The organism is Nonomuraea sp. WAC 01424 (assembly GCF_003947315.1).
GTDB classification, from domain to species: Bacteria; Actinomycetota; Actinomycetes; order Streptosporangiales; family Streptosporangiaceae; genus Nonomuraea; species Nonomuraea spiralis.
In genome coordinates, this window is the sequence record NZ_QHHZ01000006.1 from 190,520 (window position 1) to 217,036 (window position 26,517).

The 26,517-nt window shown below is 70.7% G+C and carries 24 protein-coding genes; 5 read left to right on the top strand and 19 right to left on the bottom strand.

What is annotated here, in order from left to right; genetic code table 11:
- Positions 1–11: 11 nt before the first annotated feature.
- On the bottom strand, positions 12–854 hold the full coding sequence (locus tag DMB42_RS18280; protein WP_125636109.1) for a universal stress protein: 843 nt from the start codon (positions 852–854) through the stop codon (positions 12–14).
- Positions 855–883: 29 nt separating this feature from the next.
- Complete coding sequence (locus DMB42_RS18285) at positions 884–1,789, bottom strand: universal stress protein (protein WP_125636110.1); 906 nt, start codon at positions 1,787–1,789, stop codon at positions 884–886.
- A 168-nt stretch (positions 1,790–1,957) separates the two neighbouring features.
- Here DMB42_RS18285 and DMB42_RS18290 point away from each other — a divergent pair, with 168 nt between their 5' ends.
- Positions 1,958–2,833, top strand: a complete 876-nt coding sequence (locus tag DMB42_RS18290; protein WP_125636111.1) for a universal stress protein — start codon at positions 1,958–1,960, stop codon at positions 2,831–2,833.
- On the opposite strand, the gene DMB42_RS18295 is transcribed toward DMB42_RS18290, so the two are convergent.
- The 10 genes from DMB42_RS18295 to DMB42_RS55025 all read right to left on the bottom strand — a co-directional run bounded on the left by DMB42_RS18295 (position 2,790) and on the right by DMB42_RS55025 (position 14,912).
- Positions 2,790–5,528 carry an HAD-IC family P-type ATPase gene (locus DMB42_RS18295; RefSeq protein WP_125636112.1) on the bottom strand — a complete coding sequence of 913 codons (2,739 nt, stop codon included), beginning with the start codon at positions 5,526–5,528 and terminating at the stop codon, positions 2,790–2,792. The genes DMB42_RS18290 and DMB42_RS18295 overlap by 44 nt on opposite strands.
- Before the next feature lie 132 nt (positions 5,529–5,660).
- On the bottom strand, positions 5,661–8,822 hold the full coding sequence (locus DMB42_RS18300; RefSeq protein ID WP_125636113.1) for an amidohydrolase family protein: 3,162 nt from the start codon (positions 8,820–8,822) through the stop codon (positions 5,661–5,663).
- 304 nt (positions 8,823–9,126) lie between these two features.
- On the bottom strand, positions 9,127–9,738 hold the full coding sequence (locus DMB42_RS18305; RefSeq protein ID WP_125636114.1) for a DUF1707 domain-containing protein: 612 nt from the start codon (positions 9,736–9,738) through the stop codon (positions 9,127–9,129).
- A complete protein-coding gene (locus DMB42_RS18310) occupies positions 9,735–10,952 on the bottom strand; it encodes a cytochrome P450 (protein WP_125636115.1) in 1,218 nt (405 codons plus the stop codon). Before DMB42_RS18310 ends, DMB42_RS18305 begins: the two co-directional genes overlap by 4 nt.
- Positions 10,953–11,005: 53 nt before the next feature.
- Positions 11,006–11,770, bottom strand: coding sequence for an ABC transporter permease (locus DMB42_RS18315; protein ID WP_312024743.1), 765 nt, complete (start codon positions 11,768–11,770; stop codon positions 11,006–11,008).
- A complete protein-coding gene (locus DMB42_RS18320; RefSeq protein ID WP_125636116.1) occupies positions 11,767–12,567 on the bottom strand; it encodes an ABC transporter ATP-binding protein in 801 nt (266 codons plus the stop codon). Before DMB42_RS18320 ends, DMB42_RS18315 begins: the two co-directional genes overlap by 4 nt.
- Positions 12,567–12,980, bottom strand: a complete 414-nt coding sequence (locus DMB42_RS18325) for a DUF1048 domain-containing protein (RefSeq protein WP_125636117.1) — start codon at positions 12,978–12,980, stop codon at positions 12,567–12,569. Before DMB42_RS18325 ends, DMB42_RS18320 begins: the two co-directional genes overlap by 1 nt.
- Before the next feature lie 2 nt (positions 12,981–12,982).
- Positions 12,983–13,312, bottom strand: coding sequence for a PadR family transcriptional regulator (locus DMB42_RS18330; RefSeq protein WP_125636118.1), 330 nt, complete (start codon positions 13,310–13,312; stop codon positions 12,983–12,985).
- Positions 13,313–13,637: 325 nt separating this feature from the next.
- Positions 13,638–14,477, bottom strand: coding sequence for an SAM-dependent methyltransferase (locus DMB42_RS18335; protein WP_125636119.1), 840 nt, complete (start codon positions 14,475–14,477; stop codon positions 13,638–13,640).
- Between the two features lie 201 nt (positions 14,478–14,678).
- A complete protein-coding gene (locus DMB42_RS55025) occupies positions 14,679–14,912 on the bottom strand; it encodes a hypothetical protein (protein ID WP_260477800.1) in 234 nt (77 codons plus the stop codon).
- Here DMB42_RS55025 and DMB42_RS55030 point away from each other — a divergent pair.
- The 3 genes from DMB42_RS55030 to DMB42_RS18350 all read left to right on the top strand — a co-directional run bounded on the left by DMB42_RS55030 (position 14,817) and on the right by DMB42_RS18350 (position 16,766).
- The gene (locus DMB42_RS55030; RefSeq protein WP_260477795.1) at positions 14,817–15,113 is read left to right on the top strand and encodes a phosphotransferase; all 297 of its coding nucleotides are present in this window, start codon (positions 14,817–14,819) and stop codon (positions 15,111–15,113) included. The genes DMB42_RS55025 and DMB42_RS55030 overlap by 96 nt on opposite strands.
- 149 nt (positions 15,114–15,262) lie before the next feature.
- Positions 15,263–16,198 carry a helix-turn-helix transcriptional regulator gene (locus DMB42_RS18345; protein WP_185844723.1) on the top strand — a complete coding sequence of 312 codons (936 nt, stop codon included), beginning with the start codon at positions 15,263–15,265 and terminating at the stop codon, positions 16,196–16,198.
- Positions 16,199–16,310: 112 nt separating this feature from the next.
- Positions 16,311–16,766, top strand: a complete 456-nt coding sequence (locus DMB42_RS18350; RefSeq protein ID WP_125636121.1) for a hypothetical protein — start codon at positions 16,311–16,313, stop codon at positions 16,764–16,766.
- 63 nt (positions 16,767–16,829) lie between these two features.
- Here the strand turns inward: DMB42_RS18350 and DMB42_RS18355 are convergent, their stop codons facing one another.
- On the bottom strand, positions 16,830–17,009 hold the full coding sequence (locus DMB42_RS18355; protein WP_125636122.1) for a hypothetical protein: 180 nt from the start codon (positions 17,007–17,009) through the stop codon (positions 16,830–16,832).
- Positions 17,010–17,021: 12 nt separating this feature from the next.
- Positions 17,022–17,819: a hypothetical protein gene (locus DMB42_RS18360; protein ID WP_125636123.1), complete on the bottom strand. Its 798-nt coding sequence runs from the start codon at positions 17,817–17,819 to the stop codon at positions 17,022–17,024.
- Between the two features lie 135 nt (positions 17,820–17,954).
- Between DMB42_RS18360 and DMB42_RS53245 the strand changes: the two genes are divergently transcribed.
- A complete protein-coding gene (locus DMB42_RS53245; RefSeq protein WP_185844724.1) occupies positions 17,955–18,113 on the top strand; it encodes a hypothetical protein in 159 nt (52 codons plus the stop codon).
- Between the two features lie 40 nt (positions 18,114–18,153).
- Here the strand turns inward: DMB42_RS53245 and DMB42_RS18365 are convergent, their stop codons facing one another.
- From DMB42_RS18365 to DMB42_RS18385, 5 genes are all read right to left on the bottom strand, one after another.
- Positions 18,154–18,462 carry a hypothetical protein gene (locus tag DMB42_RS18365; protein WP_125636124.1) on the bottom strand — a complete coding sequence of 103 codons (309 nt, stop codon included), beginning with the start codon at positions 18,460–18,462 and terminating at the stop codon, positions 18,154–18,156.
- A gap of 113 nt (positions 18,463–18,575) precedes the next feature.
- The gene (locus DMB42_RS18370) at positions 18,576–19,835 is read right to left on the bottom strand and encodes an epoxide hydrolase family protein (protein ID WP_185844725.1); all 1,260 of its coding nucleotides are present in this window, start codon (positions 19,833–19,835) and stop codon (positions 18,576–18,578) included.
- Entirely contained in the window at positions 19,832–20,308 is a 477-nt protein-coding gene (locus DMB42_RS18375) for a MarR family winged helix-turn-helix transcriptional regulator (RefSeq protein WP_125636125.1), read from the bottom strand. The genes DMB42_RS18370 and DMB42_RS18375 overlap by 4 nt, the downstream gene beginning before the upstream one ends.
- A 97-nt stretch (positions 20,309–20,405) precedes the next feature.
- On the bottom strand, positions 20,406–23,237 hold the full coding sequence (locus DMB42_RS18380) for a TIM-barrel domain-containing protein (RefSeq protein WP_125636126.1): 2,832 nt from the start codon (positions 23,235–23,237) through the stop codon (positions 20,406–20,408).
- Positions 23,234–26,506 (bottom strand): TIM-barrel domain-containing protein, encoded by a 3,273-nt coding sequence (locus DMB42_RS18385; RefSeq protein ID WP_125636127.1) that lies wholly within the window; start codon positions 26,504–26,506, stop codon positions 23,234–23,236. The genes DMB42_RS18380 and DMB42_RS18385 overlap by 4 nt, the downstream gene beginning before the upstream one ends.
- Positions 26,507–26,517: the final 11 nt, after the last annotated feature.

The following is a 26,517-nucleotide window of genomic DNA, read 5'->3' on the forward strand; positions in this document are numbered from 1 at the left end:
ACTGCGCGGTCTCACCTGGAACGATGGGCGGCCTTCTGGGGAGGAACCACGGCCACCGGGCACGCCGCGTGGTGCAGCACGCCGTGGCTGACCGAGCCCAGCACCGCGGAGGCGAACCCGCCCAGCCCGCGCGAGCCCACCACGACCAGGTCGGCCGTGGAGGAGGCGTTCCTGAGGGCGGAGACCGGGTGGTCGCAGCGCTCGTCGTCCACGATCCGCACGTCCGGGTTCCGCTCCTTCCAGGGCATCACCTCCTGGAGGACGGCGTTCGCCTTCTCCTTGAAGTCCTCGGTGAGGACGCTGTAGGCGGCCGCGTACGAGGACAACATCGGGGGCTGCCAGGCGTGGAGCACCAGGAGTTCGGCGTCCTGGGCCCGCGCCTGCGTCACGGCGTACTCCATGGCCGCCTGGGAGTGGTGTCCGTCGTACCCGACCACGATCCTGCCGTGCCGTACCGTGGAGGCCTCGCGGACGACGACGACCGGCACCGGGGCGTGCCCGGCCAGCGCCAGGCTCGTGGAGCCGAGCACCATCCCGGCGAAGCCGCCCAATCCTCTGCTGCCCAGGACGAGGCTGTCGGCCTGGGCGGACTCCCGTATCAGGTCGCCGACCACCTGTCCGGGCAACATCTCCGTGACGACCTCGATCCCGGGCGCGAGGCCGCGCGCCCGGTCCGCCGCCGCGTCCAGCATCCCCGAGCAGTACTGGACCGATCCGGAGTCGCGTGCCCACTGCTCGCACACGTGCACCAGGCGCAGCTCCAGCGAGCGCCGGCAGGCGTCCGACGCGGCCCACTCCACCGCCGCCACCGAAGGCGGGGATCCGTCCACGCACGCGATGATCGGTCCGGCCATCTGTCTCGTCTCCCTAAGCTCGCCGACGATCATCCCGGGGGCAGCCGTGGGTTCAGTACGGCGGCGGGGGCCACCGCGACCGGGCACCAGGACTCGAGCAGGGCGGCCTGGGTCACCGCCCCGAGGAGCAGGCAGGGAGGCGCCTCGTTGCCCCGGTTGCCGAGCACGAGGAGCGTGGCGTCCCTGGTCGCGCCGATCAGTACGCGCTGGGGGCGTTCGGTCACGAACTCGGTGATCACCGTCACCTCCGGGCACCGGCCGGCCAGGTGGGAGACGACTTCGCGGAAGCGGGTCTCCGCGCCTTTGCGCAGCGCGTGGGAGTCCACGAAGGGAAGCGGTTCCTGCCAGGTCGACGATCCGCAGTCCGCCCAACAGCACAGTGCCGTCACGACGCCCCCGCGCAGCGCGGCCTCGTCCAGGGCGAAGTCGAAGGCGGCCAGGCTGGCGGGCGAGCCGTCGAGACCGACCACGATCCGGACGTCCTGGCCCGCGGACGACTGGACGGGCGGCCGTACGACGACCACGGGGGTGATGCTGTGCGCGGGCACCTGCACGGCGGCCGAGCCCACCTGGAGGCCGTCGAACCCGCCCTGCCCGCGAGATCCGAGCACGGTCAGCTCCGCCTCGCGCGCGGCCTCCAGGAGCACCGCCGAGGGTGTCCCCCTGCCCAGGAGCGGCTGGACGTCCAGGTCCGGGGCGAGCTCTCTGGCCCGGCGCAGGCCCTCGTCCACGATGCTGAGGGCGAGCGGTTCGAGCTGCTCGATGATCTCCTGGGCGACGGGTCTGGGGGCGTACGGCCAGTGCAGGGCGTGGCAGACGAGCAAGGGCGCCCCTCGCAGCCTGGCGTCCGCGACCGCCCAGTGCAGCGCGTGGCGGCTCGCGGGGGAGTCGTCGTAGCCGACGAGTACGGGCCGGCCGGCTTGTTGATGGCTCACTGCCGCCTCCGGAAGAGGAATTGTCCGGGTCCTCCGATGATGAGCCTTCCCGCCGTCGTACAGACGAGCCCCACAGAGGAGGAAACTCTTGCCCTTTCCTGTTTGTGTCTTCTTGTCTGCTTCGGGAAGGGGGGTGTCGAGGGAGTCCGCGGGTGAAGGAGGGGATTGATGCGCCGCCGGATCGTGGCCGGCGTGGACGGATCCCCGTCCTCGACCGCCGCAGTGGAATGGGCCGCCGCCGACGCCCGGCGCAGAGGGCTGCCGCTGCGGATCGTGCACGTGTGCGAGCAGTGGTCCCAGGGCGTGGACGGAGCGCGGTACTGCGCGGGCGCGCTGGAGGCCGCCGCCGCGCGGGCCCGCGAGCTGGGCGGGGACGTCGAGGTGAGCGCCGAACTGCTGGCCGGCAACGTGATCGAGGCGCTCACGGACGAGTCCGCCGCCGCCGACAGCCTGGTGCTGGGCAGCAGGGGCATGGGGGGATTCGCCGGCATGGTGCTCGGCTCGGTGGGCATGTCCGTGGCGGGGCACGCGGCCGGCACCGTCGTGATCGTCCGGGGCGCCGCCGACGCCCGGAACGGCCTGGTCGTGGTCGGCCACGACGGCTCCGAAGGCTCGCAGGCGGCCATGCAGTACGCCGTCGAGCAGGCCCGTACGCGCTCCGCCCGCCTGCACGTGGTCTACGCCTGGCAGGCGCCGGTGGTCTCGCCGTACTGGGCGGCCTACAGCCGGCTGCTGGCCGACTCGTATGAGGAGGAGCAGCGGATGGCCCACGCGCGGGTGACCCCCTGGCGCGGGGCGAACCCCGACATCGTGATCACCGACGAGCAGGTGCACGGCCATCCCGTGGCCGCTCTCACCGAGGCGTCGGCGGTGGCGGACCTCGTCGTGATCGGTTCGCGCGGCCTGGGCGGCTTCTCCTCCGCGGTGCTCGGCTCGGTCAGCCACGGCGTCCTGCACCACGCGCACTGCCCGGTGGCGGTGGTCCGGCCGCGCGGCCCGGTCATCGACGGGCGAGACGCCGCAGGGCGGTCCGGCCCGGGGTGAGCGCGGCGCGCGTGGTGAAGCGGTGGGCCCTGCGGTGCGTACGGTGGGCGGGGCTGCGCCTCCCACCCGGCAGACGCGCCGGAACGGCCCGGTAGAACCGGCGTTTGCCGAGCTCGATGAGGGCCAGATAGGCGACCACCATCAGCGCCAGCGCGAGGAAGAAGGGCCCGGGCAGCGGCTGGAACCCCAGAACGGGGGCGAGCGGCGTCACGGGGATGACCGCGCCGACGGTCACCACGCCGAGGGCCGCCAGCAGCAGCGGCAGGCTCGGACGGCTGCGGAGGAAGGGCACCCGCCTGGTCCGGATGGCGAAGACCACCAGGACCTGCGTGGCGAGGGACTCCACGAACCAGCCGGTGCGGAACAACGGCGGCCCGGCGTGGAAGACGCCGAGCATCACCCCGAACGTGACGAAGTCGAACACCGAGCTGATCGGGCCGAAGAACAACATGAACCGCCGGATCAACGACACGTCCCAGCGGGAGGGCCGCCGCAGTTGCTCGGCGTCCACGTGGTCGGTGGGGATGGCCAGCTGGCTGGAGTCGTAGAGCAGGTTGTTGAGCAGGATCTGGGAGGGCAACATCGGCAGGAAGGGCAGGAAGGCCGACGCCGCGGCGGCGGAGAACATGTTGCCGAAGTTGCTGGAGGTGCCCATCAGGACGTACTTCATCGTGTTGGCGAAGATCTGCCGCCCCTGGGTGACGCCGTCGGCCAGGATGTCAAGCTTCTTCTCCAGCAGCAGCACGTCGGCGGCGTCCTTGGCGACGTCGGTGGCCGCCTCGACGGAGATGCCCACGTCGGCGGCGTGCAGCGCGAGCGCGTCGTTGACGCCGTCGCCCAGGAAGGCCACGTCCAGGCCGCCGCGCCGCTGGGTCCGCACGATGCGCGCCTTGTGCTCCGGGCTGACCCGGGCGAACACGGTGGCCTGCTCGATGAGGGCGGCCAACTGGACGTCGTCGGCGGCCTCCACGTCCCGCCCGGTCAGTACGCGCCCGCCCGGCAGGCCGAGATCGGCGCACAACTTGGCGGCGACCGCCGGGTTGTCCCCGGTGAGCACCTTGACGGTGACGCCGAGCCGGGCCAGGCGTTCCAGCGCGTGCGAGGCGCCGGCCTTGGGCGGGTCGAGGAAGACCAGCAGGCCCTCGAAGGTGAGGTCGCGTTCGTCGGCGGGGGTCAGGGTGGTCTGAAGGGCGGCCGCGCCGGACAACCGCCGGGTGGCCACCGCGACCACGCGGTTGCCCGCGGCGAACTCGGCGTCCAGCACGGCCCTGGCCTCGTCGGTGACGGCGGTGCAGCGCTCCAGCACGGCCTCGGGAGCGCCCTTGGTGACGACCAGCCGGCCTTCGCCGTCCTCGACCAGCACCGAGGCGGCCCGCCGTTCGTGGTCGAAGGGCACGACGGCCAGGCGGCGGAAGCGGGCCAGGCCGGTCCGGAGCGAGGCGGCGGCCGGGGCGTCCCACAGGGCGACATCCAGCGGGTTGCCGCTCGCCGCGCGGCCCGGCCCGCCGTCGTGACCGGCGGGCTGGTCGGCGGGCTGGTCGGCGGGCTGGTCGGCGGGCTGGTCCACGGGCTGGTCCACGGGCTGGTCCACGACGGCCTCGTTGCACAGCAGGCCGAGTTCCAGCACGTGGTCGGCGGGGCGGCCGTCCGGGCCGAGCGAGCGTACGAAGCTGATGCGTCCCTCGGTCAGGGTGCCGGTCTTGTCGGTGAACAGCAGGTCGACGTCCCCCAGGTCCTCGATGCAGACCAGCCGTTTGACCAGCACCTTGTGCTGTGCCAGCCGGCGGGTGCCGGCCGCCAGGCTGGTCGAGACCACGGCGGGCAACAACTGGGGGGAGATGCCCACGGCGATCGCCAGCGAGAACAGCAGCGCGTCCAGCACCGGGCGGTGCAGGACGAGGTTGATGACGAAGATCGCGGCGGTGAGCGCGGCGGCCACGCGGACCAGCAGCATGGAGAAGTCACGCAGGCCGATCTGGAACTCGGTCTCCGGATGGCGTTCGCCGAGTTGCAGCGCGATGCGCCCGAACTCGGTGCGTCCCCCGGTGGCCACCACCACGCCGGTGCCGGACCCGGCGTGCACCACCGTGCCCATCAGCGCGCAACTGGACAACTCGGCCAGCGCCGGGTCCGGGCCGACGGCCTCGGGGGTCTTGGCGACGGGCAGTGACTCGCCGGTCAGCACCGACTCCTCGCACTCCAGCCCCGCCGTCGAGACCAGCCGCAGATCAGCCGGTACGACATCCCCCAGCCGCAGCACGACCACGTCGCCCGGCACCAGCGTGACCACGTCGACCAGGCGCGGCCGGTCGTCACGCCGTACCAGGCAGCGGTGCCGGATCTGGGTGTGCAGCGCCTCGGCGGCCCGTTCCGCACGGTATTCGTTGAAGAAGCCCAGTCCGACGGACGCCGTCAGGATCACGCCGATGATCAGCGCGTCCGACGACTCGCCGAGGAAGAACGAGGCGGCGGCGGTGACGGCCAGCAGGATCAGCAGGGGCGAGCGGAGCTGGCGGACCAGCACCGCCAGCCGCCGGGCCTTGTGGGTGCGCAGGGAGTTGGGCCCCACCGTGGACAGGCGGCGTTCGGCCTCGGCCTGGCTCAGGCCGCCGTCCCCGCTGTCCAGCCGGGCCGTCACGGCGGCGGCGGGCAGCCCGGCCGCGACCGTGACGTCCAGCGCGTCCTCGCTGGTCACACCGCTCGCCCGAGGCGTCGCACGTCCCGGCCTCCCCGCTCGGTCTCCGCTGGCACCGAGGACCAGCCGGACCGTCGCCTGCTCGCATCCCCGTCCTCACCTCTACCCAGGTGGCCGCGACGCGTCGCGCGTTCAGTGGCCGTGGCAGCAGGACGTCCGGGCGCTCTCCAGCTGGGCGGGGTCGTTCCACCAGTGGGCCGCCGTGCTCGGGTGGACGGGGACACGCTCCCTGACCCTGCCGGAAGCCGGAGCGGCGGCCGTGGACCCGGCCTGGTCGGTGGTGGTGGCGGACGGGTACGGCGCGAGAAGCTGCTCGACGGTGTGGTGTCGCCCGCCGACGACGACGGCGGTGACGTTGTCGGCGTCCTCGATGCGGGACAGCGGGTCGCCGTCGATGACGGCCAGGTCGGCGTACATGCCCTTGGCGATCCGGCCCAGCGGGAGACCGAGGTACGCCCCGGACGTGCTGGTCGCGGCGGTGAGCGTCTCCCGTGGGGTCAGGCCGTACTTGACCATGGCGCGCAGGTTCATGTGCAGGCTGATCCCGAGGTGATCGATGGGCGCGTCGGTGCCGGCGGTGACCACGCCGCCGCCGCGGATCATCGCCGTGAGCTGCGCGACCTGGTTGGCGAGGTTCGTCCGGACCGCCTGGACCGCCGCCGGGTCGGCGGTCCGCGCCGCGGTGACCGTCGCCTGGAGCGCCGCCGTGCGCCAGTTCGGGTAGAGGCGGCGGACCCGTTCGTCGGTGACCAGCGAGGTGTCCTCCCGGTAGAGGGTCGAGGAGTTGAACAGCGTGGGCGTCCTGGCCATCTTCGCGGCGTTGAACATGGAGATGACGTCGGAGTAGGCGGAGCCGACGTTCGTGACGGTGCGGGAGTAGCCGAACCGGTTGGTGGCGCCGACGTGCTCGGTCTGGTCGCCGCCCATGGCGATCGCCGGGTAGTGGTAGTGCGAGCTGACCGGTTTGCCCTGGCGGTGGGCCCAGTCGATGACCTCCTTGTGCCAGGCGACCGGCAGCCGTACGTAACACTTCATCAGGTCGTAGTCGAGGGCGGCGGCCCGCCGCAGTTCGAGCCGCAACTGGTCGTGGGAGTACGTCGGGCGCATGAAGTTGTAGTAGATGCGCGCCCCGTCGACGGCCTCGCCGGTGCCCAGGTAGCGCGGCGCCAGCCGGGCGCCCGACTGCACCGACTCCCGCTCCTCGACCATGTGGTACGCGGGCGAGCCGGGTGAACGCGTCGTCGTGACGCCCAGGGCGAGCCACAGCGGACCCTGCCGCGAGCCGTAGGCGTAGCCCTGCATCTCACGGTGGTGGTGGATGTCGATCAGTCCCGGCATGACGAACCTGTCGGGGGCGTCGATCCGCGTGCCGGGCCTTCCCTCCCGGTGCGGTTCGATCGCGGCGATGCGCTGGCCTCGTACGACGATGTCGACGTCGCGGAGGACGCCGCCGGAGACGCCGTCCCACATACGACCGGCGTGGATGACGAGCTGATCGGGGCCGGGGTCGTTGCGCCAGGTCAGCCGTACCGGGATCGACCGGGCGGGTTTGCCGTCGAGGCGCGCGATCCTGAGGCGTCCCTCGTTCAGGTGGAGGAGGGCGGACGAGCCGCCTGCCCAGACGGGGGCGTCGGAGACGTCCCGGGTGACCGGGCGGGCGCTGCCGGTGGGCCGTCCGGACCGGTCGACGGGCAGGACCCACAGGACCGACTCCATGGCGAAGGCGAGCATGGTGCCGTCCGGCGACCAGACCGGGCCGTCGTCACCGCGGGTCTGCAGGGAACGATGGGGCGCGGGATCGACGTACGTGCCGGCGCCCGTGGCCCGGTCGACGAGCAGGATCTTCGACAGCCCCTCGCGGTAGCGCCGCGAGTACGGCACCACCGCGGCCAGCGCGAGGGTCCTGCCGTCGGGCGACCAGGTCGGGCGGCCCGGCTCGAAGGTGGCGTCGAAGATCTTCCGCAGGTCGCCGGTGGCGACGTCCACGACCCACAGGGCGCCGTCCTGGTCGAGGTAGGCGATCTCCTTCCCGTCGGGGGACCACCGGACCGACAGGGCGGCGGAGTCGGTCAGCCGGGTCACCTGCCGGTCGGCGCCGGTGGCCAGGTCGCGCACCCAGACGTTGAGGGTGCCGGTGCGGTCGGTGACGAACGCCAGCCGCCGCCCGTCCGGGGAGAAGTCCGGGTCGGCCTTCCACCAGCGGTCGCGGAAGAGCGGTTCCGGGGTGCCGCCGTCGCGCGTCAGGTAGATGTCGTTGAGGGCGCGGAAGGCGATGGCGGACCCGTCCGGGGACACGGCCGGGCTGCCGATCCCGACGACGGGGAACGACCCGGGCGCGTCGAACACGCGCACCTTCTTCTCGTACGCCGGGGTCGTCGTCGTCAGGGCGGCGGTGAAGCCGATCGTGCCGACGGACGCGGAGCCGAGGCGGCGGACCTTGATGGTGCCCGCGGAGGTGTAGAAGTACCGCCCGTCGGCGGCGAAGCGGGCGCGGAACGGGAAGACCTCCTCGCCGGTGACGAGGGGGCCCGCGGTGCCGGCCAGGTCGTTGGCGCCCGAATGGAAGTGGTGGTAGGCGAGGTCGGCGCCGTTCGGCAACCAGGACGGCTGGTGGATCACCTGACCGGCGGGCACCGTGACCGCGGTGCGGCGCGCGCCGGTGGCGACCTCGACGACGTCGATCCTGGTGTCGGCGACGACGAACGCGATCTTGCCGCCGTCGGGCGACCAGGCCGGCTCGTACTCCTCGGCGGAGGTCTCGGTCAGGACGCGGGTCGCTCCGGTGGCGACGTCGAGCAGGTGGATGCCGTAGCTGCCCCCGGCGTCGGAGGAGTAGGCGATGGTACGCCCGTCCGGGCTGTGGCGGGGCTCCCGGTGATCGTACGGGCCGGTGGTCAACTGCTTGATCGCGGACCCGTCGGGGCGGATCGTCCACAGGTTGAAGACGCCGTCGCGGTAGGACTGGAACACGATCGTGGAGCCGTCCGGGGACCAGTCGGGCTGGGCGATGTCGTACAGGTCGCTGGTGAGCCTGCGGGCGGTGCCCCCGGAGGCGGAGCAGACCCACAGGACGCCGAGCAGGTCGAAGGCGAGCAGGCGGCCGTCGGGCGAGGGCGCGACGCCGAAGTCGGTGCCGGAGGTGACGGACGTCCGGCCCGCGTTCCCCGCCGTGCCGGCTCTCGCGGGCAGGGGCGGGGCGAGCAGGGCGGCGAGGGCGGCGCCGCCACCCGCCAGGACGGTCCGGCGGGACGGGCGGGGGGCGAATCCGCCGGGGGGAACCGGTGAGTGAGACATCGGGGGATTTCACTCCAATATTCACGCATGGTCAGATAGTCATCGAGCCGCCGCCATTTGGAGAACGGCGTCGGCGAACGGCTGGACGTGATGACACACGATTCCTGGTCCGCGGCGGATTACGTTATCGGCCGGGAGCTCTTCCGGTTGACCGTCGCCGCCACCTGCCTGCCGGCGGCTCATACGCTCATCGAGGGCAGCGGGACCTGTTCGACCCACATATGTGCACAAGAATGTGCATACGTCCGCCGGAAGAATTGGTCAAGAGCCGCCGAACCGTTTTCACCCTGCGGCGTCCGGGCCCCTACCGCCCTTGTGTTGTCACCGGGTGCCACCGGGCGTCGAGCCGGGCGTGCCGCATGCGGCCTGTCAGACGGACATGCAGTGTCCCGGGTGTGGTGTCGCGCGGGTCCCCGTCGATCGCCAGGGCGCCGTGCCGTACCGAGAGGTCGCCGGCGTCCACGGTCATTCCCGGTGCGAGGATCAGGGCCACGTCGCCGCCGCGTACCCGCAGCTCGATGACCAGCTCGGGCGCGGTGCGCACCGCGCCCGTCAGGTCCAGGGTCACCTCGCACCACGCGGTGCGCACCGCCAGCCGGCGCGGCAGCGTCCACCGGCCGGCGCGGTGCACCGAGCCGTGCCGTTCCTTGATGGTGAGCAGTTCGGCGGCGGGTCGCGCTGGTGCGCCGCCGCCCGGCGCGGCGACCAGGTCGGCGGTGAGCGGGGCCAGCGCGTCCATGGTGCGGGCGGTGAGCGCCGCGCCCAGCCGCTCGTCGAACTCGACCGGGTCGAGCCGGCCGTCCACGACGGCGGTGCGCAGCAGCTCGGTGACCCGGTCGCGGTCCTCGCCGGCCGCGCGCAGGGCGGGTACGGCGCGCCTGCCGGGACCCTGCCCCCCGGACGCCTGCGCGGTCAACCGAGGTCCTGGTCCCAGGTGACCGGGAGGCTCTTGACCCCGTAGATGTCGGCGGTCTCGGGGCGCAGGGCGACCTCCCCGGCCGGTACGGCCAGGCGCAACGACGGGAAGCGGGCGATCAGCGCGGGGAACGCGACGCGCATCTCGACGCGGGCGAGCTGCTGGCCCAGGCACTGGTGGATGCCGTGGCTGAAGGCCAGGTGGCCGCCGTCCTGCCGGCGCAGGTCGAGCGTGTGGGGGTCGGGGAAACGTTCGGGGTCGCGGTTGGCGGTGTTGAGGGACAGGATGACCGTCGAACCGGCGGTGATGGTGTGGCCGCCCAGCTCGACGTCCTCCAGCGCGACCCGGTGGAACTGCTTGGCGACGCTGAGATACCGCAGCAGCTCCTCGACCGCCTGGTCGATCAGCTCGGGCTCGGCGCGCAACGCGGCGAGCTGGTCCGGGTTCTGCAACAGCGCGAACGTGCCCAGCGCCAGCATGTTGGCGGTGGTGTCGAACCCGGCCGACAGCAGGATCAGGGCCATGCCCTGCAACTCCTCGTCGGTCAGGTCGCTGTCGAGCAGGTCGCTGAGCACGTCGTCGGTCGGGGCGGCGCGCTTGGCGGCCACGAGCTCCGCGAGGTAGCGCTGGGTCGCGAGGTAGGCCGCGATCAGCTCCTCGTCGCCCACCTCGCCGCCGAGGAACTTGTCGATGTTCTCCTGGAAGAAGCCCCGGTCCTCGTACGGCACGCCCAGCAGCTCGCAGATGATGACGGCCGGGATGGGCTTGGCGAACGCGGTCACCAGGTCGGCGCCCGGTCCGGCCTTCTCCATGGCGTCCAGGTGGGCGGCCGTCACCTCCTCGACCCGCTCGGTGAGCAGGCGCATCCGGCGTACGGTGAACTTGCCGACCAGCGGCTTGCGGTAACGGCTGTGCTGCGGGTCGTCCATGAGGAGGAACTCGCCGGGCGGCGCCGGCGGGACCTCGATGTCGCCGTAGTCGATCAGCGGGTGGTGGCGCATGAGTTCCTTGCGCGAGCTGAACCTCGGGTCGGCCAGGACCGACCGGGCCAGGTCGTAGCCGGTGACCAGCCAGCCCTGGTGCCCGCTGGGGAAGGGGAAGCGGCTGATCGGGCCGTGCTCGCGGGCCTCGACCAGGCCCTTGGGCGGGTCGAAGGGACAGCCGGACTCACGTGCCGTCGGCATCGGGGTGACGGTGTGAACGGACTCAGTCATGATCTTCCTTGTCTCGCGAAGGGGTTTGCCGGGTGGGGTCGGACCCGTACCGGCTAGGAGATCTTGCGGCGGTAGGTGTTCATGGCGAAGGCGTACGCGACGACGAGGATGCCGACGCACCAGGCGAGGGCGATCCAGATGTCGTTGCCGATGGGCTGCTCGGTGAACAGGGCGCGGATGGCGTTGACGATCGAGGTCACCGGCTGGTTCTCGGCGAAGACGCGCACCACGGTGGGCATGGTGTCGGTGGGCACGAACGCCGAGCTGAGGAACGGCAGGAAGATGAGCGGGTAGGAGAACGCGCTCGCGCCCTCCATGGTCTTGGCCGTCAGGCCGGGGATGACGGCGATCCAGGTCAGCGCCAGGGTGAAGAGGGTCAGGATGCCCGCGACCGACAACCACCCCAGCACTCCCGCCGACGAGCGGAAGCCCATCAGCAGGGCGACGAGCACGACGACCGCGAGCGAGATCAGGTTGGCGATCAGCGAGGTCAGCACGTGCGCCCACAACACCGACGAGCGCGCGATCGGCATGGACTGGAAGCGCTCGAAGATGCCGCCCTTCATGTCGGTGAACAGCCGGAACGCGGTGTAGGCGATGCCCGAGGCGACCGTGATGAGCAGGATGCCGGGCAGCAGGTAGTTCACGTACGAGTCCGCCCCGGTCTTGATCGCGCCGCCGAAGACGTAGACGAACATCAGCATCATGGCGATCGGCATGACCGCGGTCGTGACGATGGTGTCCACGCTGCGGCTGATGTGCCGCAGGGACCGTCCGAGCAGGGTGGCGGTGTCGGCGAGGAAGTGCTTGCTCATCATCGTTCCTGATTCGTTCGTGCCGGCGCCGCGTCGCCGCCGTTGGCGCCGACGAGCGTGAGGAAGACGTCCTCCAGGGTCGGCTGCTTCTCGACGTACTCGACCTTGGCGGGCGGGAGCAGTTGCTTGAGTTCGGCGAGGGTGCCGTTGACGATGATCCGGCCCTCGTGGAGGATCGCGATCCGGTCGGCGAGCTGTTCGGCCTCGTCCAGGTACTGCGTGGTGAGCAGCACCGTCGTGCCCTGGGCGGCGAGCTCCTTGACGGCCTGCCACACCTCGATGCGCGCCTGGGGGTCGAGCCCGGTCGTGGGCTCGTCGAGGAAGATGATCGGCGGGTCGCCGATGAGGCTCATCGCGATGTCGAGGCGGCGGCGCATGCCGCCCGAGTAGGTCGCCGCCTTCCGCCCGCCCGCGTCGGTCAGCGAGAACCGGGCGAGCAGGTCGTCGGCGATCCGGCCGGGGTCCTTGAGGTGCCGCAACCGGGCGACCAGCATGAGGTTCTCCCGCCCGCTGAGGATCTCGTCCACGGCGGCGAATTGCCCGGTCAGGCTGATGGACGCCCGTACGTCCGCCGCCTGCCCGGCGACGTCCAGGCCGTTGACGCTGGCGGTCCCGGCGTCGGCCTTGAGCAGCGTGGACAGGATCTTCACCACCGTGGTCTTGCCCGCGCCGTTCGAGCCGAGCAGGGCGAAGATGCTGCCCCGCGCCACGTCGAAGTCCACGCCGCGCAGCACGCGCAGCTCCTTGTACGACTTCTCCAGGCCCTGGACCCGGATCGCCTGGGCACGCTGTGCCGTCATCACACTGTCCCTTCTCGTCTTGCTGGGTCTTCGCCGGCGGCGCGGTCGATGGCGCTGGTGAAGCGGTTGCGCTCCTTGGCCCGCCACTGTCCGACCGGGTAGTTGGCCACGAACGCCTCGACGAACTCCACGGGGTCCGCGCCGAAGATGTCGCGGACCGCGGTGCCGTCGGCCACGCTCTGTTCGAACAGTTCGGCGAGGTCCTCGTACATCGCCATCGCGCCGGCGCCGTCGGCCGGGCCGAGGAGCATCAGGTAGCGCTCCAGCGCGTCGGCCGCCGTGCGGTAGTTCTGGGGAAGTTGCTTGATTCGCGCCTTGTACTGCCGGTAGCGCCTCTTGTCCTCCAGCGGCCCGGTGACGATCTCCAGGTACTGCAGGTAGCGGCTCTTCGGCTCGTTCGCCTCTGGGGTCATGTCTATTCGCCTCCTTCGCGGAGCTGTTCGAGCCTTTCGGCCAGGAAGCTCCAGTTCCTCCAGAACTCGTCGAGGTACGCCCGTCCCTGAGCGTTCAGGGAGTACACCTTGCGCGGCGGCCCCTTCTCGGACGGGACCTTTCGCACGTCGACGAATCCGCGCTGCTCGATCCGGACCAGCAGCGCGTAGACGGTGCCCTCGGCGATGTCGGAGAAGCCTCGCTCGCGCAGCCACGCCGTGATCTCGTAGCCGTATGCGGGCCGGCCGGACAGGATCGCCAGGACGATGCCCTCCAGCGTTCCCTTGAGCATCTCCGTCAGCTGCTTGCCCACGGAACACCCCCTTGAGCTACTACTCGGTGTTGCTGACTACTGGTACAAAGTAACACTGACTACTGGTACTTAGCAACGGTGAATAGCGAAGGAGGTTTGCGGTCACTCGGAGGAGGCGGGGGCGGTCCTCGGGTGCGCCGTCGTGGGCGCGGGGAAGCCGCCGGCGGCGCCGGGCGCCGCGATCGCTGAACTGTTCATGCGCCAACCATCGACGGTCGCGCTGACATGGGGCCGTCACCGTGCTGACACGGCGCCGCCACGGCCGCGACCGTTGTCAGGACGCGGCTCGTCGCTCGGTACGAGGCTCTGCGGGTGGGGGAGTCGGTCAGTCCTTGACGGCCAGTCCGCCGTACATCGAGACCATGGAGTCCTCCACGGGGAACAACTGCTCGTCCGGCCGCCAGTGGTGCACCGGCACCACACCCGGCTCGATCAGCCGGAACCCGTCGAAGAACTCCTCGATCTGCGCCCGGGTGCGGGCCTTGGACATGATGCCGCGGCGGTTGTACTGGGCCACGGCCTCGCTCACCAGCTTGCCGGGCGCACTGTCGAGCGTGATGGTGGACAGGGCCAGGAAGCTGCCCGCGGGCAGCGGCTTCATCAGGCGTTCGATGATCGCGCGGACGTCGTCCTCGTCGGGGATGAAGTGCACCACGGCGATCAGGCACAGCGCGACGGGACGGGCGAAGTCGAAGGTGTCGCGGACCTCGGGCGAGTCGATGATGGCGTCCGGGTCGTTCAGGTCGGCCTGGATGTAGCGGGTCCTGCCCTCCGGCGAGCTGGTCAGCAGGGCGCGGGCGTGCACGAGGACGAGCGGGTCGTTGTCCACGTAGATGATGCGCGCGGCCGGATCGGCCTGCTGGGCCACCTCGTGCAGGTTGGGCGAGGTGGGCAGCCCGGTGCCGATGTCGATGAACTGGTCGACGCCGCGCTCGGCCGCCAGGTAGCGGGTCACCCTGACCATGAAGTCGCGGTTGGCTCGTACGGACGTCGGCATGTACGGGGCGATCTTGATGACGTCCTCGGCGGCCGTGCGGTCGGCCTGGAAGTTGTCCTTGCCTCCGAGGAGGTAGTCGTAGACGCGCGCCGAGTGCGGCACGTTCGTCTTGAGATCGACCTGCCGGTCCTCGGCCACCCCCGCACCTCCATGTTGATCAACCGCCATATGCCCTACGTTATCGGGATTCGGGCGTCGAGATCTGGCGAATCGCACCTGGAACATCAACCTCCGCCTCCGTCCTCGGACACGGCCCGGACGGGCGGACACCGTACGGCTGTCGTTGCTCCGCATGACTCACGCCGAGATCGAGATCAGTGCCCGGCTGGTCCGGGATCTGCTCCGCGACCAGCACCCCGACCTGGCCGATCACCCCGTGCGGCTCGGCGCGCGCGGCTGGGACAACCAGCTCTGGCGGCTCGGCGACGATCTCGCCGTACGGATGCCCTGGGCGACGGCTCCGAGGGGTTCGCCCGGCAACTCGCCGAGGCCACCGAACTGGGACTCATCCCCGACCCGGACGCCGTCCGCGCCGTCTGGGAGGACGCCGCCGCCGCGCCCGGCTGGACGGGCCCGGCCCTGTGGTTGCACGGCGACCTGCATCCGGCCAAAGTCCTCACCGCGGACGGCACCATCTGCGGCGTGATCGACTTCGGCGACCTCTGCACCGGCGATCCGGCCTGCGACCTCGCCGCCGCCTGGACCCTGCTGCCGGACGGCGCCATCGACCGCTTCCACGCCGCCTGCCGGCCGGCCCCGGACACCGCGACCCTGCGCCGCCTCACCGAAACGGCCCGCCGCTGACCGGTCGCGCCCGGGGTGGTTCAGGCGGTCGGGCGAGCCGATACTGCTCGTTGACATTTGTTCTGGACGATAGGTGGAGTATGTGGCGCTTTCACTTCACAGGTGAGGATCTGGCCCGGTTACGGTTCGAGGCGTCGCCGGGCCCCGTCATGGAATCCTGGTTCGCCCTCAACGTCATGGCCAGGCGGCGGCCCGGGGCGCTGTTCGAGCCGTGGCGGCGGAACGTACGGGTCCGCGACTCCTTACGCCTGCTGGGCGGCCTGGCGCAGGGCGTTCATCCGCTTGACGTGTTCACCCTCGTGGGAGCGGGGGCGCACGTCGAGGAGGGCCTGGACCGGTTCCTGGGCGTAGGCGCCGACTCGGTGCGCGCGGAGCTCGACACCTGGGGGCAGTTCGGCGACCTGCCGTCCTGGTCCAAGCTCCTGCCCGACGACGCCGAGACACGCAGGCACTTCGCGGCGGCCCTGCGGGAGACGCACACCGTCCTGCTCGGCCCGTACGGTGATCCGCTGCGCGCGCACCTGGAGGCGGAGGTCACCGCCCGCGCGGGCGTCATGGTACGGGGAGGCGCCGAACGGCTGCTCTCGACGCTCCACCCCGACCTGGTCTGGCGGGACATGACGCTGGACGTGACCACCCGCTTCACCTCACGCACGCTCGACGTGCACCTGAACGGGCGGGGGCTGGTGCTGATCCCCTCCGTCTTCTGCCGGCTGCCCCTGTTCAGCTACGACAGCTTCCGCCCCGACGACGCGCCGGTGTTGTTCTATCCCGCCCTGCGCGACCCCGCCCACGCCTTCGCGCTGTGGGGACAGCGGGCCGCGGGCGCGCCGCAGCGGCCGGACGCGCTCGGCGCCGAGCTCGGCGCGACCCGCGCGGCCGTCCTGGAGGAAGTGGGCCGTGGCTGTACGACCACGCACCTGGCCAGGAAGCTGGCCATCTCGGCCGCGACCGCCAGCCACCATGTGGCGATCCTGCGGGACAGCGGTCTCGTCATCTCCCGCCGGCAGGGCGGCTCGGTGCTGCACCTGCCGACGCCGCTCGGCCTGGCCCTGCTGAACGGCACCCTCGCCGGGCCGAACTGAGCGGGACCGCCGCCACCGCGGGCTTTCGACCACGGTCGAAACCCTTACCGGCCGCAAGGGCGGCAGCCCGACCATCGTCGTAGCAGAAACCCCCACCGAAGGGACACGCTCGATGAACGTCGCAGGAACCGCTCTCAAGACGGCCGTACTCTCGGCGGCCATGGTGGTGATGGCCGCCACGGCCACCACCGGCACCGCTCTGGCCACGCCGACGGCCAGGCCGTCCTCGTGCCCGACCATGCGCAACCCGGTCAACGCCACGAACACCGCGACCCGGAAGCAGAAGGCCATGCCGAACAGCCAGACCCTGGAGCTGCGATCGGGCACGATCAGCGGCCTCGAGTACGTGTGGGCGCGCATCCTGAACTCCAAGGACGGCGACGCCGTCTGGGTCGACTACTCGATCGACGGCGGAGCCAACTGGCGGCAGTGCGACCTGCGGACGCTCGGCGGCGGCGTGAACTACGGCTACGGGCTGCTGACCAGCTCCAGCTCCAGCGTCTGCATGCGGGCCGGCGCCCGTCCCAAGGGAAGCACCGTCTCCTACCTGACCGGCTGGTGGTGCTAGGAAGCCGGGGTCCGGCCTCGCCACCACGCCCGGCCGCCGGGGAACGCCAGGCGCCGCCCGGCGTCAGCGGCCGATCAGCGTCGTGGCCAGGCGGCGCAGGCGTTCGCGCAGGTCGGGGGCGTGCGGACCGCGTGTCAGGAGGAGCTGGTGCACCGCGCCGACCAGGGTGAGGGCCAGTGAGGCGGTGTCGCCGCTGCGTTGCGGCTCGGTCGGCCCCGCCGACCCCGGCGCCGAACTGGCCAAGGGCCCGCGCTGTCAGCCCGGCAGGCGCCAGTTGCAGAGGCCCTCGACGCACAGCTCGGTGGTCGTCTTCCGGGCGTCCGGGGCCTTGATCGACACCTTCTCGCCCCACCCGTGGTAGCGGGTGTCGACGTAGAGCGTCCTGCCCGTCAGTTCCTCGAAGACGTCGGGGAAGGTGAACGTGCTCCGCACCCTGCCGACCAGCCCCGCCGGGGTCAGCGTGACGGTGTAGGAGAGCTCCCCCTCCTGGTCCCACTGGCCGTGGGTCGAGTGCTGGGCCCAGCGGGAGACCCGGACGAGCTCCTTGAAGGTGAGCATGCCGGTGACGGTGTCCCCGTCGCGCTGTCCGTGCTTCAGCAGGGTGGCCAGGGTCGCGGGTTCGGCCGGGTTGATGAGCTGCTCGTCGTAGCCGAGCAGATCGGTGTGCCAAAGGTGGAGCCGGTGCGAGTCCTTCCACCAGGTCTTGCCCTTCTTCAGCCATTTTCCGATGCGTCCGCCGGACTGGTAGCTGGTGCCGCCGATGTCGTGGTTGAAGCCGATGGCACGTTCGGGACCGTACTCACCGCCGGTGGTCCGGACGTCCAGGGCCGTGATGCGGCCTTCGGCGTCGAACGCGAAGGTCCCCTCGCGGCGGCGTTCCGTCCGTTCGGCGGCGCCTTCCATCAGGGTGGTCGTCTCGGTGACGTGCATGCCGCGCCCGGGCGCCAGAACGGCCTTCAACGCCTGGACGGGGTTCTTGATCACTGCGTGCGCGGGAGCGACGCCCGTCAGCAGGGCGCCGCAGACCACCAGAGTCGTGATCATCCTTCTCATGACGGTGATACTGCCGCGACCGGATCACGTCCGGGACACGGGCTCGGTGGGGTCCGGGGTGATGATGCCCTGGGCCGAGGCGAAGGCGGCGGCCGTGCGGTTGGCCAGGCCGAGTTCGGCCAGGATGTGTTCGAGGTGGGTGGGCGACCGTCCGGCGGCCTCGTCGACGTCGGCAGCTCGAACGGCGACCTGTACGCGCTGCGCGCCGCCGGTGGGCTCCCCGGCCCGCCCTCGGTGGAACCCGACCGCCGCACTCCGGCCTCCGCCCCTCGACCGTCCCGCCGGTCGCCGTGAGGGGCCGGGCGCCCGCCGTACGGGGGGCGCCCGGTAGGGGTCAGGGGTTGTCGTAGCCGATCCACTGGATGAACCAGCCGTACTGCTGGGCGGCGGCAGGGGAGAGCGGTGACGCGTCCCGCCACTGCAGGTAGACGCGGAACTTGGTGGCCGTGGGGTCGTAGACGGCGCTGGGGCCGACCAGGTTCCACTGGTTGCCGCCGGGGCCGCTGACGGAGGTGACGTAGATGGGACTGCCGGAGAAGTGGGCGGCGCTGGTGTCGACGTCGATGTAGATGCCGTTGGTGCCGTAGGCCTGCCAGCCCTGACCGGAGGCGGTGCGGCCGGCGGCGATGCGTGCTGTGGGCATGGACTTCCTCTCGCGGAGACGAATGTCACTTTGAGTATTCGATCCACTACGTATCGTGTCGAGTCAGGAATGGTTGTCCCGCTGGGCACATAAGTCACGCCGCTTTCGGGTGGTCAGTGGCGGTAGGGGCGGAACGTGCGGCGCAGGTCGGTCACCCATTCGCTGGGGATCTCCCACGGGATGAAGTGCCCGCCGCGGTCGTGGCAGGTGATGTCGGCGTGGTTGTACCAGGCGGCCCGGTCGCCGTCGAGGAAGCCCCTGATCCGCTGTTCGCCGGTCGTCACGCCCGGCGGGTTCTCGTAGCCGACGAACGTGATGCCCGTCGGCGCTTCGACGACCGGCCGGCGATCGTGCGAGGGCGTCCAGGGGTAGCGGTTGTTGTTGGCGTACGTACGGATCGAGCTGCCGATCGCGTCGCCCGCCCAGAAGATCGTCGCGTGGGTGAGCAGGTCGTCCTTGGTGAACACGGTCTCGACGTCGCCGTGGTTGTCGGACCACTTCGTCCAGCGTTCCAGGATCCAGGCCAGCATGCCGCCGGGGGAGTCGGCCAGCCCGTAGCCGAGCGTGGCCGGTGCGAGCACGTGCGCCGCCAGATGCACCGCGAACCGCCGGTCCAGCTCGACGAACCGGGCGTGCACCTCGGGTGGCAGGCCGTCCGGGATGGGCATACCGCCGCTCAGGTCCCAGGCGCGGTCGCCGTTGAACATCGTGAGCTTCTGGGCCGAGCCGATGTGGATGGCGTACAGCTCGTCGGCGTACTTGTGGCCGAGCTGGCCGGTGATCAGCGCCCCGACGTCGCACCCGGCGGCGGCGTACCGATCATGGCCGAGGACGCCGGTCATCAGCTCGTGCCACACGTCGGCGATCTTCCAGAAGTTCATGTCCGGCCTGCTCGTCAACGGGGTCGAGAAGCCGAACCCGGGCAGCGACGGCACGATCACGTCGAACGCCTCCGCCGGGTCCCCGCCGTGGGCCGCCGGGTCGGCGAGCGGGTCGATGACCTTCGACCAGTGCCAGAACGTCCAGGGCCAGCCGTGGCTGAGGATCAGCGGCACCGGGTCGGGGCCGACGCCGGGCTTGCGCATGAAGTGCACCGGCACGCCGCCGACGTCCACCTTGTAGTGCTCGTAGGCGTTGATCGCCCGTTCGGCCGCGCGCCAGTCGAAGCCGTCGGCCCAGTAGGAGACCAGTTCCCGCAGGTGGTCGGCGCGTACGCCGTAGGAGCCGTCGTCGGCTCCGGCGGCCGGGGGCCACTTGGTCGTCACGAGCCTGCGCCGCAGATCGTCGAGGACCTCGTCGGGTACGTGCAGCGGCTCCGGGCGCAGCGGGAAGGGGCGGTTCGGGTGGTTCGGGCGGTTCGGGTGGTTCGTCAAGAGGGCTGCTCTCCTGTTTCTTCGAGGCGCGCGGCGATCTCGGTCAGGCGGCCCAGGAGGCCCGCGTACCCGGCGAGCGCCGCGCGTTCGTCGTCGCTCAGGTGCTCCACCAGGCGGGCGACCCGGCTCACCCGGTCGGCGCGCCGGGACCGGACGATGCCGCTGCCCTCCTCGGTGAGGGTCAGCAGGACGGCCCGCCCGTCGCGCGGGTCGGGACGGCGTGACACCAGCCCGTCCCGCTCCAGCTTGGCCACCAGGCTGGTGAGCGCGGGCTGTTTGAGCTGTTCCGTGGCCGTCAGGTCGGTGAGCCGCATCGGGCCCTTGCTCGCCAGCGTGTGCAACACGGACAGGGTCGAGAAGCTGAGCCTCCGGACGGAGGGCAGACGGATGAAGTACGTGTTGAAGTCCTCGATGGCGCTGACCAGCTCGTCGAGGTCCAGCGCGGGATCGGGACCCGCCTGAGAAAATGCCACACCCCAGTTATATCGAACTTCGATGTAACTGGGGCGTGGGTCAGGTGCCGGATGTGGCTAGAACGTGCCGGATGTGGCTAGAAGGTGCCAGATGTGGCTAGAACGTGCCGGACGTGGTGCCGCCGCTGCCGGTCGCCGGGGTGGTGAGGACGGTGTTGGCGCCCGGCTGCCACTGGTCGGCGGTGTCGGGGAAGTTGGCCTCCTGGCGTTTGACGCACTTCCACTCGATCGAGGTGTTGGGCGGGAGCTGGCCGACGGTGCCCGTCCAGGTCGGGTACGAGGTCGGCGACAACTTGACCGCGCTGGCCACGGACCACGCGCCGAGCTGCGGCGCGCTGCCGACGGCGTACACCGACTGGCCGGGCGTGGTGGTGCCGTTGGCGCACGTGAACGTGACCGACACCGGGGCCTGGCCGAGCGTGAACACGAACGTCTTGGCCGTGCTGACGGCCGTGCTCGCCGACTTGGCCACGACGAGGTTGCCGCCCGCGTTGTACCAGCCGCCGGCGGCCGCGTCGAAGGCGGCCTTGGTGGCGTACTGGGTCAGCGCGCCGCCGTTCAGGGTGACGGCGGAGGCCTGGGTGCCGGTGACGAGCTCGACCACGTTCGGCCTGCTGGACGCCGCGCCCGGGTAGGTGCCGGCGGCGGCGGCCACCGTGACGGTCGCGGTGCCTCCGGTGAGCTGCTGGCTGATCTGCGTGGTGCGGACGGCTCCGGTCTGGTAGCCGGTCGAGGCGCCGTCGTCCTCGTAGAGGGTGAAGCTCGTGGCGGCGGCGTCGGGGTGGACGCGGGCGATCAGCTCGTTCCTGGTGGTGGCGTCGGTGCGCTTGCCCATGACGTTCATGGTCTTGTCGTCCACGTGCATCTTGGGGATGATCGCGCCCGCTCTGGCGAAGGCCGGGAGGCGGAAGGCGCCGTTCACCCAGAGCGGGCGGTCGGCGAACCACTGGCCGGTGCTGGTGAGCTTCTCGCCGGTGGCGTAGTCGTACCAGGTGCCGGCGGGCAGGTAGACGTCCCGCGCGCGTTCGCCCGCGCCCGCGACGACGCCGACCAGCAGGTCGCGGCCGATGAGCTTCTCGTGGCCGGCCGTGCGCACGTTCGGGTCGTTCTGGTAGTAGTACGCGAGCGGCGGCACGACCGGCTCGCCGAACCTGTAGGCCCGGTGGGCCAGCGAGTAGTAGTAGGGAGTCAGCTCGTAACGCTGGCGGAGGTTGGCGAGATTGCTGGCGGTGTGCCCGATCTTGTCCGGTGAGGTCTGCGCGCAGTTGCACAGGTTCTCGGTGTGCGGGCGGATCGGCACCTCGAACCAGGCGCCGTCGGCGAACCACTGCGTGTAGAGCTCGTTCAGGTCGGAGTTGAGCATCTCCCTGCGGAAGCCGCCGATGTCGGAGCCGTAGTAGTCGATGCCGGACATCGACATGTGCATCTGCGCGTTCTGCTGCTGGGCGAGCGCGGTCAGCTTGGACCCGATGTCGGCCGACCACATGGCCACGCCGTACCGCTGCATGCCGGCCGCGCCGGAGCGGGCCAGCATGAACGGGCGTTTGGTCCCGGACGCGGCGTAGCCGCGGGCGATGCTCTCGGCCCACTTGAGGTTGTAGACGTTGTGGTAGTCGGCGTGCGCGTGTTTGCCGGGCAGGACGCCGGAGGTCCAGTCGGCGGCGTCGTACATCTCGGGCTCGCCGAGGTCCAGCCAGTGGCCCTGGATGCCGGCGTCGATCAGCGGTTGACGCTTGAGCGTGTGCCAGTAGTCGCCGGCGGCGTTCTGCGTCCAGTCGATCATGCCGCCCCGGCCCCACCAGTCGTTGCCGGTCAGGTACGCGGGCGCGCAGGCCGCGCAGCCCGCCCGGACGAGGTGGCCGCGGGAGGCCAGGTCGGCGTGTTCCGGCAGGTTCTTGCCGACGTAGGACTCCTCGATCGTCATCAGGCCGATCCCCTGGTTCGCCTGATAGCCCGCGATGGTCGCCGAGGGGTTGGGGAAGGCGGTGGTGTCCCAGGTCAGGCCGCCCATCCTGGTGTTGTCGGAGCCCGCCGTCACCCCGCCGAACCACGGCAGGTCCAGGACGAAGCCGTCCACCGGGAACTTCGCCGTGCGCAACCCGGACAGGCGGTTGTCGATCTCGGCCCAGTTGTCGTAGCCGAACTCCGACACCCACATGCCGAACGCCTTCTTCGGCGGCACCGGCGGCCGGCCGGTCAGCTCCATGTAGTCCTTGCGCAGGTCGGGCAGGTCGGGCCCGGTCATCGTGTACCACCTGAGCTGGTCGCCCCAGGTGTCGACGGTCCACGGGTCGCCGGTCAGGTTCCACTCCTGCTTGTAGACCTGGTCGAGCAGCAGGCCGTAGTTCAGGTTCGCCGCGCCGACCGCGAACAGCACCGGGATCTGGGCGTTGCCCACCGGGCCGTTGTCGGTGTCGTACGCCATGGCGTTGCCGTACGGGCCGCCCGGGGTGCGGCTGCGGCCCACCCAGTCGCCGTCGGCGTTGCCGCCCATGAAGAACTGCTCGCCCAGCCCGTACGCGTTCTGGATCGAGCCCTTGGTGATCGTCAGGCCCTTCCACGCCTGGGCCAGGTTGCGCGGGCACGCCTCGTACAGCAGCCGGGTGGGGTCGGAGACCTTCACGCAGAGCGTGCCGGCCGTGACCTCGACCTTCATCGCGCCCGTGGTGAGCGTGTTGCCCGTCTGGTTGAAGCTCGCGGGGCCGGTGTAGTCGGTCTTGGCGACCTGCGACGTGGTGAAGATCGGTGAGCCGGTCCCCGGGGACGTGCCGTTGGCCAGCTCGAAGTGCACGAGGTCGTCGTCCAGGAACTCCACGATCAGGTACGTGGAGCCGCTGGTGAACTGCACCCGCTGGACGGCGGCCTGCGCGGGCAGCGCCACCAGGAGGGGCAGGAGCAGGGTGATCAGGAAGAGCGGCGCTCGTCTCATGGCCGTGCCACCACCAGGTTGTCGAGGTTGATCCCGCCGGTGTTCGAGGCGTCGTACGCGATCTTGACGGTGTGGGCGCCCGCGGTGAGGGAGGCGGCCAGCGTGGCCGTGCCCCAGGTGTCCCAGTTGGCGAGGGCGGGCAGGGAGAGCGTGCCGGCGGCGACGCCGTCGACATAGACCGTCCGGGTGGCGGCCACCGTGGTCGAGTAGCGGAACCTGAGCTGGTGGTTGCCCGCCGCGTCGGCCCTGACCTGGAACGTCACCGCGTCGCCCGAGGTGGCGAAGCCGTCCGCGAAGCCGGTGCCGGTGTACCCGGCGTGGTCGGTGTTGGTGGAGGTGCCGGTGCCGGTGGCGAACTCGGCCTCGTAGGCGGCCTTGTCCACGCCGTTGAGCGTGATCGTCCGGTTGCCCGCGGCGCTCGCCAGCTTCACGTGGGTGAGCTGCTGCACCGGGTCCCACCACCAGCCCTCGGCCGCGGCCTTGAGGTCGGCGAGGGTCGAACGGGCGGTCGCGCCGGTGACCGACGCCGGTTTCGTGCTCGCGACCTGCAACGTGCCGGTCGTGGTGAGCGCGGGTACGGTGACCGTCACCGCGTGACCGGCCCAGTTCTCGGCCGAGGTGATCGTGCGGGTGGCGTTCGCCGAGTCCTCGAAGTAGGCGTACGACGTCGATCCGGCCGGATAGATCCTGAAGGTCAGGTTCGTGTACGTGTCCACGCTGTTGCCGATCTCGCCGCCGAGCTGGTAGTCGGCGTTGAGGTTGAGCGGGACGATCGCGCCGGGTTTGGCGTAGACGGGGATCGTGTCCAGCCCGGCGTTGTACGTCTTGGTGCCGGGCCCGGTGAAGCGGCCGCCGTTCCACAGGTCGTACCACTCGCCCGCGGGCAGGTAGACGTTCTTGCCGGTGGCGCCCTGCGTGGTGATCGGCGCCACCAGCAACTGGGAGCCGAACAGGTACTGCTGGTCCAGCGCAGCCGCCGTCGCGTCGCCCGGGAAGGCGAAGCTCATGGCCCGCATCATCGGCGCGCCCGTCGTGGCGGCGGACTTGGCCTCGGTGTAGAGGTACGGGATCAGGTTCATCCGCACGTCGGCGAACTTGCGGAAGGTGGGCACCACGCTCGTGTCACCGGTCCGCGCCTGCACGTTCCACGGCGTACGGGCCTCGGAGGTGGCGGGAGCGGCCTTCTCCGAGTGGTACTGCATGACGGGCGAGAACGTGGCCTGGGCGGCCGAGCGCAGGTACAACTCGGCGCTGGGGAAGGTGCCCGTGAAGCCCGCCAGGTCCCACGCGGTGTACGGCACGCCCGACTGCCCGGCGCTGAGCTGGGCCCGGACCGCCTCCTGGAAGGCGGAGAAGCTGGAGTTCTGGTCGCCCGCCCAGAAGATCGACCTGCTCTGGGCGCCCGTCGTGCCCGCCCGGCTGAAGATCGTGCCGTTGGGGTTCTTGCCCTTGACGTAGGAGTTGTAGGCGCCGGTGTAGCTGTTGGGGTAGGCGTTGTGCATCTCGTCGCCCTTGCGGCCGTCGGCGAACTGCGTGCCCCTGCCGAAGATCGCCTCGCTGCCGTCGGTCTTGAAGCCGTCGACGCCGACCTCGTCGATCAGGTAGTCGCGTTTGCTCATCCACCAGTTGGCCGCGGCCGTGCCGGTGAAGTCGGGGACCATGCTGTCGCCGAACCACTGGCCGGTCGGGATGCGGTAGGGGGCGTTGACGGCGTTCTTGGCGACGTACCCCTGCGCCTGCGCGTACGCCTTGTCGTTGAGGTGCTGCTGCGGCGCGGTCGGCGGGTTGGTGTCGAAGTTCTCCTTGAACACCGGGATCTGCCAGAGGATCATCTTGATCCCCTTGCTGTGCGCGTTGGTGACCATGGCCTTCGGGTCCTGCCAGGCGCTGCCCGCCGGGAACGTCAGATCCCCGTACGCCAGCTTGCCGCTGCCTGGTTTGGGGGTGTACGTGGCGCCGTGCCAGACGTAGAACGTGGCCTCGTCGCTCCACTGCTCCAGCACCATCGCGGTGTGCGGGATCTTGTAGGTGTCCACGTTCGCCAGCTCGGCGTTCACCTCGGCCTGGGTGTTCCACTCGTTGGCCGACATCCACACCCCGAACGCCCACTTCGGCGGGAGCTGCGGCCGTCCGGTGACCGCCGTGTAGTCGTCCACGATCTCGGCCGGGGTGCCGGCGAAGAAGTGGTAGTCGAGCGTCGAGTCCAGCCCGCCGCCGGTGTCCACGGTGAAGCCGGCCAGGTCGCTCAGGTGCGTGCCGAGATTGAAGATCGCGTAGCGGGTGCCGGCGATGTGCACGCCGTACCCGGCCGAGTTCAGGAAGAACGGCACGCTCAGGTACGTGCGCCGGGTGGCGCCCTGGTCGCGGTACTGGTTGTAGACGTAGTTGTGCACGTCGGTGCCGCGCTGGTCGAGCCGGTCGTAGCGTTCGCCGAAGCCCTCGAAGCGCTCGCCCGCCGGGGACATGAAGTGGTCCTCGATCTTCGTGATCGTGGTGGCGCCGTCGCTGGCCCAGCCGATGTTCCTGAAGGTGGCGGGGTCGTACTGGCGGGTTATCAGCGTCGTGCCGTCACCCTTGTAGACCGACAGCCGGTACGGGGACTTCTGGATCTTCAGGACCAGGGAGGGGGCGGAGATCGTCAAGGTGCTGGCGGAGTTCGTCACCGTATATCCGGCGACGCCGGAAATATTGAGACCTGTGCCGCTTGGGGCGATCTGCGTGCTGAACCGGTCGAGCGCGGGGAAGGCGAAACGGATCTTCGGCGTGAAGCTCCCCGCGCTGTCACCGGTCGTGACGTCCACGGACGTCGTGTTGTTCACGAACCCGGTCACGTTCGTCACCGTGCTCCACGAGGTCACCGTGAACGCGAACGGGCCGGTGCTCTTCTGCCCGCCGCCGTTCACGTCGGCGTTGACCGTGTAGGAGATCTTGTCGCCGCGGGCGAACGCGCCGAGGTTGATCCGCCAGTAGCTGTTGTTGCCGTTGTTGTGGTCCCAGGCGGCGCCGACCGGGGTCTGGTTCACGCCGTTCTTCGTCCAGGTGACCCAGACGGTCTGGCCGGCCTCGATCGGCCAGGTCGTCGCGTTGATCTGGACCGCGTCGCCGGCCATCGGGTCGCGGGGGACACGTTCCGTCGGCTCGGCGGAGTAGAGGTCGTCGGTTCCGGTCGGGTTGTGGTGGACGCCGTCCAGCGCGTAGGCGGGGATGGAGACGAGGGACGCGAGCAGGGCGAGCACCATGACGATGGCGCCCGACCGTAACCGGCTCATGGGGGTGTGCT

Excerpts from the sequence above, each read along its gene's own strand:
- DMB42_RS18360 (WP_125636123.1), bottom strand. The coding sequence starts at position 17,819 with ATGAGAAGGATGATCACGACTCTGGTGGTCTGCGGCGCCCTGCTGACG.
- DMB42_RS18315 (WP_312024743.1), bottom strand. The coding sequence starts at position 11,770 with ATGATGAGCAAGCACTTCCTCGCCGACACCGCCACCCTGCTCGGACGG.
- DMB42_RS18310 (WP_125636115.1), bottom strand. The coding sequence starts at position 10,952 with ATGACTGAGTCCGTTCACACCGTCACCCCGATGCCGACGGCACGTGAG.
- DMB42_RS18325 (WP_125636117.1), bottom strand. The coding sequence starts at position 12,980 with ATGACCCCAGAGGCGAACGAGCCGAAGAGCCGCTACCTGCAGTACCTG.
- DMB42_RS18300 (WP_125636113.1), bottom strand. The coding sequence starts at position 8,822 with ATGTCTCACTCACCGGTTCCCCCCGGCGGATTCGCCCCCCGCCCGTCC.
- DMB42_RS18365 (WP_125636124.1), bottom strand. The coding sequence starts at position 18,462 with ATGCCCACAGCACGCATCGCCGCCGGCCGCACCGCCTCCGGTCAGGGC.
- DMB42_RS18350 (WP_125636121.1), top strand. The coding sequence starts at position 16,311 with ATGAACGTCGCAGGAACCGCTCTCAAGACGGCCGTACTCTCGGCGGCC.
- DMB42_RS18290 (WP_125636111.1), top strand. The coding sequence starts at position 1,958 with ATGCGCCGCCGGATCGTGGCCGGCGTGGACGGATCCCCGTCCTCGACC.
- DMB42_RS18280 (WP_125636109.1), bottom strand. The coding sequence starts at position 854 with ATGGCCGGACCGATCATCGCGTGCGTGGACGGATCCCCGCCTTCGGTG.
- DMB42_RS18335 (WP_125636119.1), bottom strand. The coding sequence starts at position 14,477 with ATGGCGGTTGATCAACATGGAGGTGCGGGGGTGGCCGAGGACCGGCAG.
- DMB42_RS18380 (WP_125636126.1), bottom strand. The coding sequence starts at position 23,237 with ATGAGACGAGCGCCGCTCTTCCTGATCACCCTGCTCCTGCCCCTCCTG.
- DMB42_RS55025 (WP_260477800.1), bottom strand. The coding sequence starts at position 14,912 with ATGCAGGTCGCCGTGCAACCACAGGGCCGGGCCCGTCCAGCCGGGCGC.
- DMB42_RS18385 (WP_125636127.1), bottom strand. The coding sequence starts at position 26,506 with ATGAGCCGGTTACGGTCGGGCGCCATCGTCATGGTGCTCGCCCTGCTC.
- DMB42_RS18320 (WP_125636116.1), bottom strand. The coding sequence starts at position 12,567 with ATGACGGCACAGCGTGCCCAGGCGATCCGGGTCCAGGGCCTGGAGAAG.
- DMB42_RS18345 (WP_185844723.1), top strand. The coding sequence starts at position 15,263 with ATGGAATCCTGGTTCGCCCTCAACGTCATGGCCAGGCGGCGGCCCGGG.